This is a genomic window from Sediminibacterium sp. FW305-C-49, from assembly GCF_058231085.1.
Genome location: NZ_JBIQXS010000001.1, coordinates 162323 through 177760 on the forward strand (window position 1 = coordinate 162323; position 15438 = coordinate 177760).

13 protein-coding genes are annotated in these 15438 nt (G+C 40.8%); 3 read left to right on the forward strand and 10 right to left on the reverse strand.

Annotated elements, in window-relative coordinates:
- Positions 1–55: 55 nt before the first annotated feature.
- From ACH3Z1_RS00675 to ACH3Z1_RS00695, 5 genes are all read right to left on the reverse strand, one after another.
- Positions 56–1138 carry an Ldh family oxidoreductase gene (locus tag ACH3Z1_RS00675; RefSeq protein WP_490819915.1) on the reverse strand — a complete coding sequence of 361 codons (1083 nt, stop codon included), beginning with the start codon at positions 1136–1138 and terminating at the stop codon, positions 56–58.
- Positions 1139–1214: 76 nt separating this feature from the next.
- Entirely contained in the window at positions 1215–1883 is a 669-nt protein-coding gene (locus ACH3Z1_RS00680; protein ID WP_490819916.1) for a response regulator, read from the reverse strand.
- Between the two features lies 1 nt (position 1884).
- Entirely contained in the window at positions 1885–2637 is a 753-nt protein-coding gene (locus ACH3Z1_RS00685; RefSeq protein ID WP_490819917.1) for a sensor histidine kinase, read from the reverse strand.
- Between the two features lie 623 nt (positions 2638–3260).
- Positions 3261–3557 carry a hypothetical protein gene (locus ACH3Z1_RS00690; RefSeq protein ID WP_490819918.1) on the reverse strand — a complete coding sequence of 99 codons (297 nt, stop codon included), beginning with the start codon at positions 3555–3557 and terminating at the stop codon, positions 3261–3263.
- A 273-nt stretch (positions 3558–3830) separates the two neighbouring features.
- Complete coding sequence (locus ACH3Z1_RS00695) at positions 3831–4277, reverse strand: single-stranded DNA-binding protein (protein WP_490819919.1); 447 nt, start codon at positions 4275–4277, stop codon at positions 3831–3833.
- A gap of 221 nt (positions 4278–4498) precedes the next feature.
- On the opposite strand from ACH3Z1_RS00695, the gene mnmA reads away from it, so the two are divergent.
- A complete protein-coding gene (gene mnmA / locus ACH3Z1_RS00700) occupies positions 4499–5608 on the forward strand; it encodes a tRNA 2-thiouridine(34) synthase MnmA (protein ID WP_490819920.1) in 1110 nt (369 codons plus the stop codon).
- Between the two features lie 4 nt (positions 5609–5612).
- Here mnmA and ACH3Z1_RS00705 read toward each other — a convergent pair whose 3' ends face one another.
- The 3 genes from ACH3Z1_RS00705 to ACH3Z1_RS00715 all read right to left on the reverse strand — a co-directional run bounded on the left by ACH3Z1_RS00705 (position 5613) and on the right by ACH3Z1_RS00715 (position 10912).
- The gene (locus tag ACH3Z1_RS00705) at positions 5613–6791 is read right to left on the reverse strand and encodes an RsmB/NOP family class I SAM-dependent RNA methyltransferase (protein ID WP_490819921.1); all 1179 of its coding nucleotides are present in this window, start codon (positions 6789–6791) and stop codon (positions 5613–5615) included.
- 101 nt (positions 6792–6892) lie between these two features.
- Positions 6893–8110 carry a 2-oxoglutarate dehydrogenase complex dihydrolipoyllysine-residue succinyltransferase gene (odhB, locus tag ACH3Z1_RS00710; RefSeq protein WP_490819922.1) on the reverse strand — a complete coding sequence of 406 codons (1218 nt, stop codon included), beginning with the start codon at positions 8108–8110 and terminating at the stop codon, positions 6893–6895.
- Between the two features lie 48 nt (positions 8111–8158).
- A complete protein-coding gene (locus ACH3Z1_RS00715) occupies positions 8159–10912 on the reverse strand; it encodes a 2-oxoglutarate dehydrogenase E1 component (RefSeq protein ID WP_490819923.1) in 2754 nt (917 codons plus the stop codon).
- 304 nt (positions 10913–11216) lie between these two features.
- Here ACH3Z1_RS00715 and rpsT point away from each other — a divergent pair, with 304 nt between their 5' ends.
- Positions 11217–11471, forward strand: a complete 255-nt coding sequence (rpsT, locus tag ACH3Z1_RS00720; protein WP_490819924.1) for a 30S ribosomal protein S20 — start codon at positions 11217–11219, stop codon at positions 11469–11471.
- A gap of 63 nt (positions 11472–11534) precedes the next feature.
- Here the strand turns inward: rpsT and ACH3Z1_RS00725 are convergent, their stop codons facing one another.
- A complete protein-coding gene (locus ACH3Z1_RS00725; protein WP_490819925.1) occupies positions 11535–12914 on the reverse strand; it encodes a sensor histidine kinase in 1380 nt (459 codons plus the stop codon).
- Between the two features lie 12 nt (positions 12915–12926).
- Complete coding sequence (locus ACH3Z1_RS00730) at positions 12927–13607, reverse strand: response regulator transcription factor (RefSeq protein WP_490819926.1); 681 nt, start codon at positions 13605–13607, stop codon at positions 12927–12929.
- 30 nt (positions 13608–13637) lie between these two features.
- On the opposite strand from ACH3Z1_RS00730, the gene ACH3Z1_RS00735 reads away from it, so the two are divergent.
- Complete coding sequence (locus tag ACH3Z1_RS00735) at positions 13638–15362, forward strand: M14 family metallopeptidase (protein ID WP_490819927.1); 1725 nt, start codon at positions 13638–13640, stop codon at positions 15360–15362.
- The last annotated feature ends 76 nt before the right edge of the window (positions 15363–15438 follow it).

Consider the following 15438-nt stretch of genomic DNA (forward strand, 5'->3'; position numbering starts at 1 on the left):
GGGGCAAAGGTAAAAGATGGTGGGTATAAATTTGCAGGATTTTAGATAACGGCCGTTAGTTAACCAGACTTATCCCAAATCGCTCTCCCACTGCCTTTAGATCCTCAACTACCGATGCCACAATAGGAATTCCTTTTGCTTTTCTTTCAGTCTCATACTCCCTTTCCGGATCACCTGGTATGAGTACCTTTTCATGTCCGGGTGCTGGTGTGGCATTCCTGAATCTATTGATCCAGTTATCCATATGTTGTTTAAATTCTTCTGCTGGCCTGAATGCATCAATTCGCATTGCACCAAAAAAATGTCCCAGTCCTTTACCGGGCATATTCTCCGGCATGGGTACGTAGGCGGGGAATGGTGGTGCCCAGGGACCATAACTACCTCCACTTAAAACAGCTGAAAAAATATCGACGATTGATCCCAATGCATATCCTTTATGACTACCATGTTCACGATCACTTCCAAGAGGCAATAAAGCACCTTGTTTCTTTAAAATATTGGCATCTGTTGACGCATTTCCTTCTTTATCCTGTACCCAACCCAATGGAGCTTCAGCATCTTTTCTTTGTAGGATTTCCAGTTTGCCATTGGCAGCAGTGGTGGTTGCCATATCTGCAACAAAAGCAGGTTCTGTGCCGGCGGGTATGGCTACAGCAATGGGATTGGTTCCCAGCATTCTTTCAATAGAAAAAGTTGGTGCTACCAATGCACTTGCATTGGTCATGGCCATACCAATCATATCATGCTGCAAAGCCATCATCGCATGATAACCTGCGATACCAAAATGATTGGTATTCCGTACACTTACCCATCCGGTACCGGCCATTTTTGCTTTTTCGATAGCTACCTGCATAGCATAGGGTGCCACTACGAGTCCAAGTCCTGCATCGCCGTCAACCACAGCGGTAGAGGGTGTTTCATGTACAATTTTGATATCCGGTGTGGCATTTATTCTTTGCACCTCCCATAAACGCACATAACCACTTAACCGCGCTACCCCATGACTATCGATACCCCTGAGGTCTGCAGAAAGCAGAACGGTTGTTGCAGTAGTAGCATCTTTATCAGAACATCGCATGGCTTTTAATACGCCATAGGTAAACTGGTAAAGCGATTCGTAAGAAAAAATCTGGTCCATATGTGCAAGGTACAAAACTGTTGCGTTGCAGGAGGGGGTTGAAGTAGTAAACAGTTTACAACAGAAGAAGACCGTACTAGTCTTCCAAATAATAAAACCCGTTTTTCAAGGCATAGATTGCGATGCCTGCTGTGGTTTTGACATTCATTTTTTCAAGAATCTTTGTACGATGCCCTTCTACTGTTCTGGGACTCATAAAAAGAATTTCACCAATTTCCTTACTTGTTTTCTCTTCACAAATGAGCTTAATGATTTCTCTTTCTTTATCTGAGAAAAGTTTGGGGCTGGATATATTATATGGGTTAAAGTCGCTTTTGGCAATTAACCGTACTAACCGGTTAGAAGTTGTTTTACAGTAATAAGGATTGCCTGCATACACCATTCTGATGGCTTCTGTAACTTCCCCTCGCTCTGCATTTTTAACGATATACCCCATAGCCCCGGCTTCAAGTGCATCTGTTACCATGGTATCGCTATCGAAAGTAGAGAGGGCTATGATTTTTGCATCCGGTTTTAATTGTACCATTTCGCGAATAGCAGATACACCGTCTAACTCCGGCATCCGGAGGTCTGTTAAAACAATATCGGGATGGAATTCTTTGAACAAGCGAACCAGTTGTTTTCCATTTACTGCATCGCCAACTACTTTGATGATGGGGTCTTTGGTTAACAACATGAAAAGCCCGTCACGGTAAATATCATGGTCATCGGCAATGATTACGGTTATTTGTGAAACCTGTTCCATATTAAGATTGTGGGATACTGAAATGATAACTTGTTCCTTTACCAGGTGCCGTTTCAAGATAAACTTTCCCTTTTAAAATTTCGGTTCGCCTGAGTATATTTTGCAGACCCAGTCCTTTTTTCCGCTCCATCGCCGCCTGTTGATCGAACCCGGCACCGTTATCACTGATATCAATACAGTATTGCTTTTTTTCTTCGTACATTTTTATATCGATCTGTGTTGCATTGGCATGCTTTACTACATTGTTCAATACTTCCTGTAATAAGCGATAGATATGTATTTCTTTCTCTTTGCTGACTGGCATTTCCGGAAGCTGGTAATCAAAAGAAAAACGCAGTTCTGTGGCTGCAGACAATAGATCAATCATCTCCTGAATGGCCTTAATCAATCCTTTCGACTGTAGCGTATAAGGCATAATATTATTTGAAATTTCTCTCAACCGTTTAGCGGTATGATCTATATGCCCGGTAGTTTTTCCGATGATCATCAGGTCATTTTTGTCTGTGGTATCGAGCAGGTGCAAATTCATTTTAATAGCTGAGAGCAGGGGGCCGATGTCATCGTGTAAGTCGGAAGCTATCCTGGCCCTTTCCGTTTCCAGGAGTTCTACTTCCATTCTCAACTTTTCGTTGTAAAGTTTTACTCTTTTTCTGTGTTGCCGGATAATGGTAACAAGAAAAAATAAAAGGATCAGCCCAATGATGGATGCAGTAATCAGTACCGTAAAGTAAATTCTTTCCTCGTTGGGATGCATAAAATTGCTAATGTATAAATCAAATGTGAGAAAAAATTCACAAACATCATGATAAGATACACATCTCGCATAAACTGATTACTCATTTCAGTCTGAAAAAAGAACATGCTTTCAATAAAAGCCCGAAAACTATAATACACTATACTGACCACACTGACTATAAAAATGGTGTCTTTCCAGATATTATCTTGATCTGAAAAAATAATTTTATTGGTTTGATTGACAGAACAAAAAATTAATACTATTGAATAATAAATCCTGTATACAGAAGTAGTAATGGTAATACTACTATAGATAAAATTATCATAAATCCAAACAAGTAAACCTATTATAAATAACAGAACAAATAAAAGCACATTTTTTTTTGAGCTCCAGGTATAATACATCCATAAAAAAACCGGAAATTCAATTAACACATAACAATTCGCATAAACTGCAGAATGTTGTCCTGATGCAATAACCAGTTTTATTATTACATCTCCAAGAAAAGCAAGGCCGGTAAATACTGCAAATGGAAGAAATAATTGATCAATACTTTTCCTATACAGGTATAAAAACACTATTGAGAGAATAGCCAGAAAAAGTGTACCATATGAAAATATATCGGCCAAAATAGTTAATGTTTATTTACTCAAAATTGAAGTTGGTGGGCAATATGGCGGACATCTATTTCCTTCTTCTAAAAGAATTCCTTCAGTTATATCCTCCCCTTTTTCATTTACGCCCACTAAAATAGCATGAATTGTTCCATCTGTTTGCTTACCATGATAAATACGCAAGGCTGTGCAGCCGGTTTGCGATAATAAAGCGTTCATACTTGTTATACCGAAAGTTTCCGAAACAGGCATACCCTCGGGTATAGCTGAACGATAGAGGCTCGTCATTGCGACAGCCTGTTCTAAAGAAATAGAATGATTCATATTATTTGCTTATTCTTGATTAAAACAGGAACGGGCTGATCCCCCCATGAACCAACCCGCTCTAATATCAGTTAGCGTTTTTTCCAATGGCACTAGCTGACCTGTTTTCAAGAATCAGTTTGTCAAATATTTCTTTCAACTATTCTGTTTCTTTCAACAGCAATAATATCCCGATTGGAAAAAAAAACACTACGTAGAACTACGCATTTTCTTACGTAGTTCTACGCAATATTTGAAGCAACACATTAATAATTAATGTGTTACATGACGAATTTAGAACGGTAAATCATCCATTGGCTCAGTAAGCTCGTTAGGCGAATTTACGGCTGGCTGACTATTATACGCTGGTGCAGCAGGTGCATTACCATAACTACTCTGCGACTGAGGTGCTCCCCCTTCGTTTCCTTTTGTACCGATTAACTGAATACTCAATACACGAAGAGTAAGCGTAGCGCCGTTACGGCCATCCTGTGTGGTATAGGTTCTTACATCAGGGTTTCCTTCCACATACACTTGCGTTCCTTTTTTCAGGTAAGGAACAACACCTGTTCGGTCGGTCCAGTATGAACAGTCAACCCAAACGGTACGATCTTTTTGTGTACCCTGTGCATCTTTATATCGCTCAGTATGGGCCACGGTAAAATTGATGACATTTTTACCATTTACGTTATTCAGAATGGCATCCTTGCCTAAGTTTCCGATCACTAATAATTTTATCATAACAAACAGTTTCGGTAAATATCGGGAAAATGGATATACACGATTACCGTATTTCCCGCAAATTTTGCTCTCCCCTGCCTTAATTGGATTGCTGACCGGGAAAATGGTACCCGTAACCAGACTGTTTTTCGTTTTTCGAAAACCAGTAGAGGTATGTAAGCCGTCATTCAAACGCTTATTTCGGCATGTTATCGTATTTTTGCAGACTAATATGTTGAGTCATGAGCCGTAAAGGAAAAGTGTTGGTGGCAATGAGTGGCGGTATAGACAGTACCGTTACGGCACTCATGTTACACCATGAAGGGTACGAAGTAGTGGGTATTACCATGAAAACCTGGGATTATGCCAGCAGCGGCACCAGTTCGAAAGAGACGGGCTGTTGTAATATAGATTCATTCAACGATGCCAGACAGGCCGCAGTACACCATGGATTTCCGCATTTTATTTTAGATATCAGGGAAGAGTTCGGTGATTTTGTGATCGAGAACTTTGTAGAAGAATATATGGCCGGCCGTACGCCCAACCCCTGTGTAATGTGCAATACCCATATTAAATGGCGGGCCCTGCTTAAAAGAGCCAATGCACTCAATTGCGATTTTATTGCAACCGGACATTATGCAGAAGTAAGACAACATGATAACGGTCGCTATGTTATCAGCAAAGGATTGGATGAAACAAAAGACCAGAGTTATGTATTATGGGGGCTCAATCAGGAACTACTGAGCCGTACCATGATGCCACTGGGGAAATACCACAAAAAAGACATCCGCCAAATGGCGATGGACATGGGGTATCCTGAACTGGCTAAAAAAAGTGAGAGCTACGAAATTTGTTTTGTACCCGACAATGATTACCGCGGTTTTCTCAAAAGAAATGTGGATGGGCTGGAAGAAAAAGTAAACGGCGGCTGGTTTGTTGACAAAACCGGTAACAAGTTAGGTCGTCACAAAGGCTACCCATTTTATACTATTGGACAAAGAAAAGGGTTGGATATTGCTTTGGGTAAACCAGCTTATGTAACTGCGATTGACCCCGATACAAATACAGTAGTATTAGGCGATGAAAACGATCTGGAACAAAACGATATGCTGGTTGGAAAAATCAACTGGATCAAATACGATGGAATTACAGATGGAATGGAAGCCATCACTCGTATTCGTTATAAAGATCGCGGTGCTTTATCTAATTTGTATACCAGCGAAAATGGCATACGTGCTCATTTTTACGAAAATGTAAAAAGTATAGCTCCCGGACAAAGCGCCGTTTTTTACGAAGGGAATGATGTAATCGGGGGAGGTATCATTCAACGTGGTGAATTATTACCTGGCTAAGGACCTACGATTTCTTCTTCAACAGCGCTACAAACATGCTGTCGGATTTTTGATGATACCCTTTCAGCAATTCCTGTTTCACCAGCTCGAGTGATTCATTTTGTGCTAAAAGAACACTTACGATTTCTTCATTCTCTCTTTTGAACAGTGAACAGGTGATATACAATAAATACCCGTCTGGCTTGATGGTCTGAACGATGTTCTGACTGATCTTTTTCTGTAATGCCGTAAAAAGTGTGATTTTATCAGTTCCAAAAAAATAAAGCTGTTCCGGCGTTCTCGACCATGTTCCACTTCCTGTGCAGGGTGCATCACAGATGACCAAGTCAAAAGCAGTTTCTGGGGGCTGAAAAGTAGAGGTTGATAAATCGGCCTGGAAAGCGTTGTAGCGGGTAAGTTTTGCTCTTTCAAAACGGGATTGAAGATTATGCAAGATCGAATTGCGTGCATCTGAAACGGTAAGCTCAATATTCTTTAATACATCTTTTGCCAATATTGATTTACCCCCGCTTGCAGCACAACAATCCCATACCTGTACAGGAGATGATGAAATATCGACTGGGAAAAACTGCTGTACACGCTGTGAATTCAAATCCTGTATCACAGCTTCTTCATCAATTTCCAATACCGTATCCAGTTTCGTACCATTTACCATTGACAGGCTATTATTCCCCATTTCAGTGAATGAAATTTCTGCTGTCTTTAATTTCTGCCTTACCTGATCTTCTTTTCCCGGACGTAAGCGGATGAATAGGTCTGGTTGTGTAAATTGTGCGTAGCATAAATCGGGCAGGTCAACGCCAACGCTCATCTCTTCTTTCCATGGATAAATATGCTGTATGCTGAATATGGGATACTGCTGCTCTATATAAGCTACCCTTGCTACAAGATCATCGCTCCAGTTTTTAATCCAGTCAGGTTTATATAAACCATTCCAATATCCCGGCGCTTTCTCTGCAAAGAATATTGCAATACGCAAACGCTCTTTTACCGTTACTTCTTTTAATGCATGACCCAAACGATAATAACTGTAACAAAGATGAGCAATGTATTTACGGTCTTTGGCTCCGTGTTTCTTCTCAGTAGCAAAATATTGTTTAAGATAATGAACCAATGGCGTTGTTCCATTGTATCCTTGTATCAGTGCAACGGCAGTATTAAAATATGACTGGAATCGCATCATGGGCTAAGTTCATCACATTGGATATATGTTTTATCATGATTTTGCCATCATGATAAAACATATTCCTATCAAGTTACAGTAATTTCTTTACAATCAAATTGTTAGACTTCGAGCAATGTCTTCACAGGGTCCTTACCAAAAAGGAGGAGTTCAGGATTTTCGAGTAACTCTTTTACACGTACCAGAAAACTTACACTTTCCCTTCCGTCGATGATACGATGGTCATAACTAAGTGCCAGGTACATCATCGGACGAATAACCACCTGACCATTTATGGCCATGGGTCTTTCCTGTATTTTATGCATGCCTAAAATGGCACTTTGAGGAATATTAATAATAGGTGTACTCATTAAACTACCAAATACACCTCCATTTGTTATGGTAAAAGTTCCACCCTGCAGTTCATCGGCCGTTAATTTACTGTCTCTTGCTTTACCAGCCAGTTCTACTACTTTTTTCTCTACATCGGCCATGCTCAGGCTTTCTACATTTCGCATCACGGGTACGGTAAGTCCGCGGGGAGTACTCACTGCAATACTGATGTCTGCATAATCATGGTATACCAACTGGTCTCCATCAATGTATGCATTGACAGAGGGCCATTCACCCAATGCAATCGCACAGGCTTTTGCAAAGAAGCTCATAAAGCCCAAGTTTACACCATGTATTTCTTTGAACTTGTCTTTGTATTGTTTACGCACATCCATAATACGTGTCATATCAACCTCATTAAAAGTGGTTAACATGGCCGTGGTATTTTTAGCTTCCACCAAACGTTTACTGATGGTTTTGCGCAGGTTGCTCATTTTTTCCTGACGAACATTTCTGCTAAACAATTCTCCGCCTGCCGCCAATGATTTTTTGCCAGGGTTGGATAATGCTTCCAGCACATCATGTTTTACAATTTTACCACCCGCTCCTGTTGCTTTGATGGAACTGGGATCTACTTTTTTATCAGCGATAATAGCTGATGCAACCGGTGTTGCTTTTACATCATTTGATACAGCTGTTACGGGTGCTTCATTCTTAACAGCAGGCGCTGCAGTCGGGGCTTCTTTCACAACAGCCTGACCTTCTGGTTTAGCAGCCGTTTCATCAATCTTTGCAAGCACGTCGCCAATATTCAATGTATCGCCTTCTTTACCAACAGTGGTTAGAATACCTGCCTGTTCCGCATTCACTTCGAAAGTAGCTTTCTCACTTTCCAGTTCTGCAATTACTTCATCACGTTCTACCCACTCTCCATCTTTTTTGGTCCACTTTAATAATGTTACCTCATTGATAGACTCTCCTACTGTTGGTACTTTTATCTCAATCATCGGAATTACCTGTTTATGATTTATAAATTCAAATCTGTCATTGTATCATTAAATGCCAAAAGCCGTGCTGATAATTTCAGCTTGTTCAGCCGCATGTACTTTGGCATATCCTGTTGCTGTTGCTGCACTTGCATTTCTGCTGATGACACCAAAATTGATGCTCTTCAGGTTCATCTGCAGGAAAGAAGCTGCTCCCATATTCAGGGGTTCTTCCTGTACCCAGAACCAGGTTGCTTTATTGTATTTTTTATGCAGTGCTTCCAGTTGTTTATGCGGCAGTGGATATAATTGCTCCAGTCTTACCACCGCAACATCCTGTCTGTTTTCTTTTTGTTGCTGATCTGCCAGTTCAAAATATATTTTACCGCTACAGAGCAATACTTTTTTAACCTGTGAAGCATCATGTACAAAACTGTCATCAATCAATTCCTTAAAGCCACCATTCGTAAACTCTCCAATGCCACTGTATGTACCCGGACTTCTCAGGTTGGCTTTTGGTGAAAAATTGATCATGGGTTTTCTGAAGTTCCAGGTTAACTGCCTACGCAGTGCATGGAATAAGTTCGAGGATGTGGTGATATTGGTTACCACCATATTTAATTCGGCACACATCTGGAGAAAACGTTCCAGACGGGCGCTGCTATGTTCCGGCCCCTGTCCTTCATAACCATGTGGCAATAACATCACCACACCATTTTGGCGTTGCCATTTCTGTTCACCCGCTGCAATAAACTGGTCAATCATGGTTTGTGCACCATTACAGAAATCTCCAAACTGCGCTTCCCATATTACAAGTGCATTCGGATTGGCCATGGCATAACCATATTCAAAACCCAATACACCATATTCGCTTAGTAATGAATTATAAATGCGGAACTTTTCCTGGTTGTCCTGGAAATGGTTGAGTCGGTTATATTCCACATTCGTATTTTCATCACGCAATATGGCATGACGATGACTGAATGTGCCACGTTTCACGTCCTGCCCGCTCATGCGTACAATATTTCCTTCAACCAATATGGAACTATATGCGAGTAATTCTGCAGTGGCCCAGTCAATTTTCTGCTCAGTCTCCAGCAGTTTGATTTTATCCTGCAACAGTTTTTCCACTTTTTTCAATGGTTTGAAATCGGCGGGCCAGTTCATCAGCTTATCAAATAAGCGTTTCAATTCTGCTTCAGGAATAGCTGTTGATGGTGACTGATCGAAATCTTCATCAGTGGCTTTACCCAAACTTTTCCAAACCAGTTCCGGTTGCTGATATTTATATGGTAATGGATTTTGTTTTACTTCATCCAGACGTTCCTGCAGATCTGCCCAGAATTTTTTCTCCATTTCTTTTGCCAGTTGTTGTGCATCGGGTTCACCGTTTTGCATGAGGAACTGTGTATAAATTTCACGGGGATTCTGGTGTTTGTCGATCATCGCATACAACTGTGGTTGTGTATACTTTGGATCATCGCCTTCATTGTGTCCGTGTTTGCGGTAACAAACCATATCAATGAAGATATCTGAATTAAATTCCTGGCGATAGCGTGTAGCAATCTCTGCGCATTTTACCACTGCTTCTGCATCATCACCATTGATATGCAATACAGGTGCCTGTACCATTGATGCGATAGATGTACAATAATCTGCGCTGCGGGCATCTTCAAAATCAGTTGTAAATCCAATCTGGTTATTGATTACAAAATGAATAGTACCGCCGGTATAATAACCCAGCAGGTTGCTCATCTGTAAAACTTCATACACAATACCCTGCCCTGCTACGGAAGCATCGCCATGAATCAGTATCGGTAAAATTTTATCGAAATCACTTTTATATAAAACATCTGCTTTTGCCCTTGCAAAACCCACTACGACCGGATCAACTGCTTCGAGGTGCGATGGATTGGGCATGAGTTTAAGATGGATGGTTTTATCATCGGCTGTCTGCACCTCACTTCCATAACCCATATGATATTTTACATCTCCACTACCCATTGTCTGATCCATCACGGCAGTACCTTCAAATTCGCTGAATATCTGTTCATAGGTTTTACCCATAATATTGGCAAGCACATTCAGCCTTCCTCTGTGGGCCATACCAATTACCACTTCCTGTACTTCATTATTGGCGGCAGTATTGATGATGGTATCAAGTGCGGCAATCGTTGTTTCTCCACCTTCGAGTGAAAACCTTTTCTGACCGATGTATTTGGTGTGAAGAAATTTTTCAAACATGACCCCCTGGTTCAGTTTTTCCAGGATTCTTTTTTTCTTATCGAGCGAAAGGGGTTGCGTAAACTGTCTTTCCATTTCATTGGTAAGCCAGTCAATTTTTTTCTGATCGCTGATGTACTTGAATTCTATACCTACATGCGAAGCATAACAACGTTCGAGATGGGCAAGAATATTTTTGAGTGTAGTAGGGCCCAATCCAATCAGGTTACCTGCCTGGTAAGTGGTGTTCATGTCTGCATCAGACAAGCCAAAAAAAGATAACTCGAGGTTAGCCCCCCTGTCTTTTCTTGTGCGGATTGGATTGGTTTTTGCCAATAAATGGCCTTTGTTTCTGTAACCAAGGATCAACCTGTATACCTTGATCTCTTTCATCCAGTCGATACCTTCCGCTGCAGTGGCTACCTGTCCGTTTGAACTTGCTGTACTTCCATTGGCAGTTCCATTAGCTACCGCAAAATCAAAACCCTCAAAAAATTTCCTCATATCAGGGTCAATGGCCTCCGGGTTCTGAACAAATTCCTGGTAAAGACGCTCAATAAAAGCTGGATGTGAGTTTGTGATATACGAAAAATCCTTCATGAGTAAATATTATTCTGCTGATTTTAATTACAGGTTGGCAAATATCGGTCATTGAAGGCAGAAAAAATGCCTAATTTTTAACCAAATTATGGGTGGGTGAATGTAAAAAGTTGGGAAAGTCCGAAAGTCCCGAAAGTCCGAAAGAAAGGAGTAAAAAAGGCGGTAATCGACTCCCGCGAACCCGTCTTTCGGTCTTTCGGACTTACTGTCTTGCTGACTTTTCAGCCTTTTCCGACTTTTTTCAATAAAAATTTCCCTGTTTGCCTTCCAGTCCTTACCTTTGCCGTCCTGAAAAAAACAGAACATGGCAAATCATTCAGCTACTAAGAAAGATGTAAGACAAGCTGCTAAGCGTCGCGATCGTAACCGTTATTATGGTAAAACTACCCGTAACGCTATCCGTGAACTGAAAGCCGGTACAGATACCAAGGCTTACACTGAGCAGTTGCCTGATGTTGTTTCTATGATCGACAAGTTAGCAAAGCGTGGTATCATCCACAAAAACAAAGCTGCTAACCTGAAGAGCAAACTGGCTAAGAAAGCAAACACTACTGCTTAATCCTTTACGGATTTTCAGCATACAATAGTTAACCAGCCCATCGGGCTGGTTTTTTTGTTTCTACTATACCGTTGCCGCTTTTGGTAAAATGACCGTAAACCGGTTGATCTGGTTAGGCATTGGTGAATAAACCAGCGACCCCTTATGCATGTTCAGAATTCTTTGAACTATGGTTAATCCCAGTCCGGCACCTGTTGTTTTCTTATGACGGGCATATTCCCCCCTGTAGAATGGCATCATCACTTTTTCTCTCTCCGTTTCACTTAAATGTTCGCCACGGGTTTCCACATGCACCAATACCTTATCTTCCGTTATTTCCAGTAATATTTCTACCTTTTTATTGGTTGAATAATAATAACCGTTACGAATCAGGTTACTAAACATCGATTTGAGCAGCGCCTCGTTTCCACGAATGTTAAGATCATCGTCAGATGAAGGCGTATTCAGGAACACCAGCGATATTCCCAGATCAGGGAACATTTTCATGTTGATGCTGATCTTGTCGTACAGCATTTCATCTACCCTGCAAACAGGCCATGAATGATCAAAACCTTGTTGTTCAAACTGCGAAATCAGCAATAGTGAATTCGTCAGTTCAATCATCCTTTCCTGGTCCTGTTTTAAAGAGCCTAACACAATACGGCACTCTTCTTCCGTGAGCTTGTTGGCAAGCGCCGACTCGGTATGCGACAGCATGGTAGCCAGAGGTGTGCGCAACTCATGTGAAGCATGATGCACAAAACTTCTTTGAAACTCGAATATTTTTTCCAGTCTCTCCAGCATGGCATTAAAATTCCTGGCAACAAGGTTGACTTCAGAAAAAGTGGCATTCTCTGGAATACGTTTGCGTAAATCCACTTCTGAGGTCGCTTCCATTTGTTTACTCAAGGCAAGCAATGGCTGAGATACCTGGTGACTAAATAAAAAAGAGATTGAAGTTGTAATGACCAATGCCACACCAAATACAATCAGCAAAATAAGTTTGAGGTTATTCAACCGGCTTAAACCCGGTTCATCAATACCTGTAATGACCATTCGTATTTTTTGCTGTGGTAAATACAATCCTATATACTGACGGTCGCCATCAATTTCAGTATAATCAGCGACAATATTTATCTTTTGAAAGATCCTGCTGAACCTTGAAGTATCCGTTGTTTTAGGAATGGAAAAAAGAATATTCCGGTTTGAGTCGAGGATCACGATTTCTTCTCCTTCAATAATACTACTATGTACTTCACGTATCAGTTCCAGAGATTTATTATAGTCTTCCCCTTCCAGTTTTGATAAAAGCCTGTACACTTCCAACCCCTCCGACCGCATTCTGTTATAGAAATCCTGTTGTCTGTGATTGGCATATAAAAAGTAAATACTGACAAAACAAATCAGTAAAATAATTGCTACAGCAAACGCAAACTGTAGTGCAAATCGGAGTTTAAAACTCATCCCAGGTTTACTTTATTTGATGTAATAACCAAATCCGGGTTTTGTATGAATCAGTTTTTGTTCAAATGGCTTATCAATCTTGTTGCGCAGAAAGCTAATGTATACTTCGATGGTATTGGTGCCCGTATCAAAACTCAGGTCCCATACTTTTTCCAGTATTTCTTGTTTGGAAATGACCCTGTCGCGGTTGCGTGCCAGCAGCGTGAGTAATGTGAATTCTTTTGCTGTGAGGTTAATTTGCAATTCGCCTCTTGTTACCGATTTATTCCTCATATCGATGGTGAGGTCATCAACAATAATTTTTTCATCTTCGGCCGGCTTATCCGTACGTTTGAGCAGGGCTTTTACCCTCGCAAATAATTCCTCAAAATGAAAGGGTTTTACCAGATAATCATGCGCGCCCAATTCAAATGCTTCTACTTTATCCTGTATCTGACCAATGGCAGTTAACATAACAATGGGCACTGTTTTATTGGCTGCCCTGAAATCTTTACAAAGTTCCAACCCACTTTTATATGGCAGGTTTACATCGAGTAAGATGATAGAATAAGTTTTAGATTTAAAAAAGCTTTCGGCTTCTCTGCCATCAACAGCTAAATCTACAAGATAGCCCTGCCGCTTTAATTCATCTCTGATTATCTGCCCGAGTTTGGCTTCATCCTCAACCAGTAATATATTATGCGGGTTTTCCATTACTTTGAATAAATTTTCAACTTGAAAGTAATGAAAAAAATACTGCTTCTCCTACAAGTATTCCTGACAACTGCATTATTTGCCCAGAAATGGCAAACCATTTTTGAAAAAACGGCTGGTAAAGAAACTGTTACCTATGAGCAATGTATTCGTTATTACAAAGAGCTGGATGCTGCTTTTCCCAGTATTAAGATCAAAGAATTTGGACTAACCGATGCCGGATTACCGTTACACCTGGTTTTATTCAGTACCGATTTAAAACATGATCCCGTACAGTGGCACAAAGAGAATAAAGTGGTGATCATGATCAACAATGGCATTCATCCGGGTGAACCCGATGGTATTGATGCCAGCATGATGCTTTTACGCGATCTTGTTACAGGCAAACTTAAAGCCCCTGATAATGTAGTATTAGGTATTGTTCCCATTTACAATATTGGCGGAAGTCTGAACAGAACCAGTTTCTCAAGGGTAAACCAGGAAGGACCTGTTAGTTATGGTTTCAGGGGCAATGCACAGAACCTGGACCTGAACAGAGATTTTATTAAAAGCGATAGCCGCGAAGCCAAAGAATTTGCCCGTATTTTTCAATTCCTGAATCCTGATATATTGGTGGATAATCATGTAAGTGATGGTGCAGACTATCAGCATACTATGACCCTGCTCACTTCACAACACAGCAAACTCAATTCTGCTTTGGGCGATTATCTGCACGATGTATTTGAGCCCTCTCTGTATAAAGGGATGGAGCAAAAAAGCTGGCCATTGGTTCCATATGTAAGTTTTGAAGGAGGAAATCCTGAAAGAAACTGGGTCGCTTTTTATGATCCCCCCCGTTATAGCAGTGGCTATGCTACTTTATTTCAAACTATGGCTTTCATGCCCGAAACACATATGCTCAAACCTTTTGAACAAAGGGTTAAAAGCACGTATTCATTGATGCAGACTTTTCTTGAAGAAGCTACCAAACAGGCAAGCGCTATTAAATCAACCAGACAAAAAGCCATAGAAAGCGTTCGCCATCAGCAGGAATTTCCACTCACCTATCGAGTTGATACCTCCCGTTACGATATGGTACGTTTTCTTGGTTATGCATCGGCCCAGAAACCCAGTGAAGTTACCGGCATGAGCAGAATGTATTACGACCGCACAAAACCTTATACCAGAGAGATCAAATATTTTAATTACTTCAAAGGAGAACAATTCGTTCAAAAACCCAAAGCCTATATTATACCTCAGGGCTGGCATGAAGTGATTGAATTATTGACGATCAACAAAGTGCATATGCAACGCCTGAAAAACGATTCACTGATTGAAGTGGAAGTGTCGAAAATAAGCGATTTCAGAACAGCTACCCGTGCATTTGAAAAACATTATCGCCAGTCGGGCATAAAACTCTCCACACAAATGCAAAAGATTCAGTTCCGTGCAGGAGATTACCTCATTTATACTGGTCAGGCTGCAGACCGCTTCCTGTTTGAAACGCTTGAACCCGGTGCTGATGACAGTTATTTTTCCTGGAATTTCTTTGATGCCATTCTGCAACAGAAAGAAGGTTACAGCAACTATCGTTGGGAAGATGTGGCAGCCGCTTACCTCAAAGAACATCCTGAACTGAGAGCGGAACTCGATGCCAGAAAAAAGACAGATGAAAAATTTGCTGCCAATGCAAGCGCTCAATTAGATTTTGTCTACAAAAATTCACCGTATTACGAACCTGCACATATGCGGTATCCGGTGTTTAAGATGAGATAGTAGGAGATTTTAGTTCATAATTGATGGTCCATAGTCCATAGCAGAGAATATGTTTTGCTATGGGCTATGGACCATC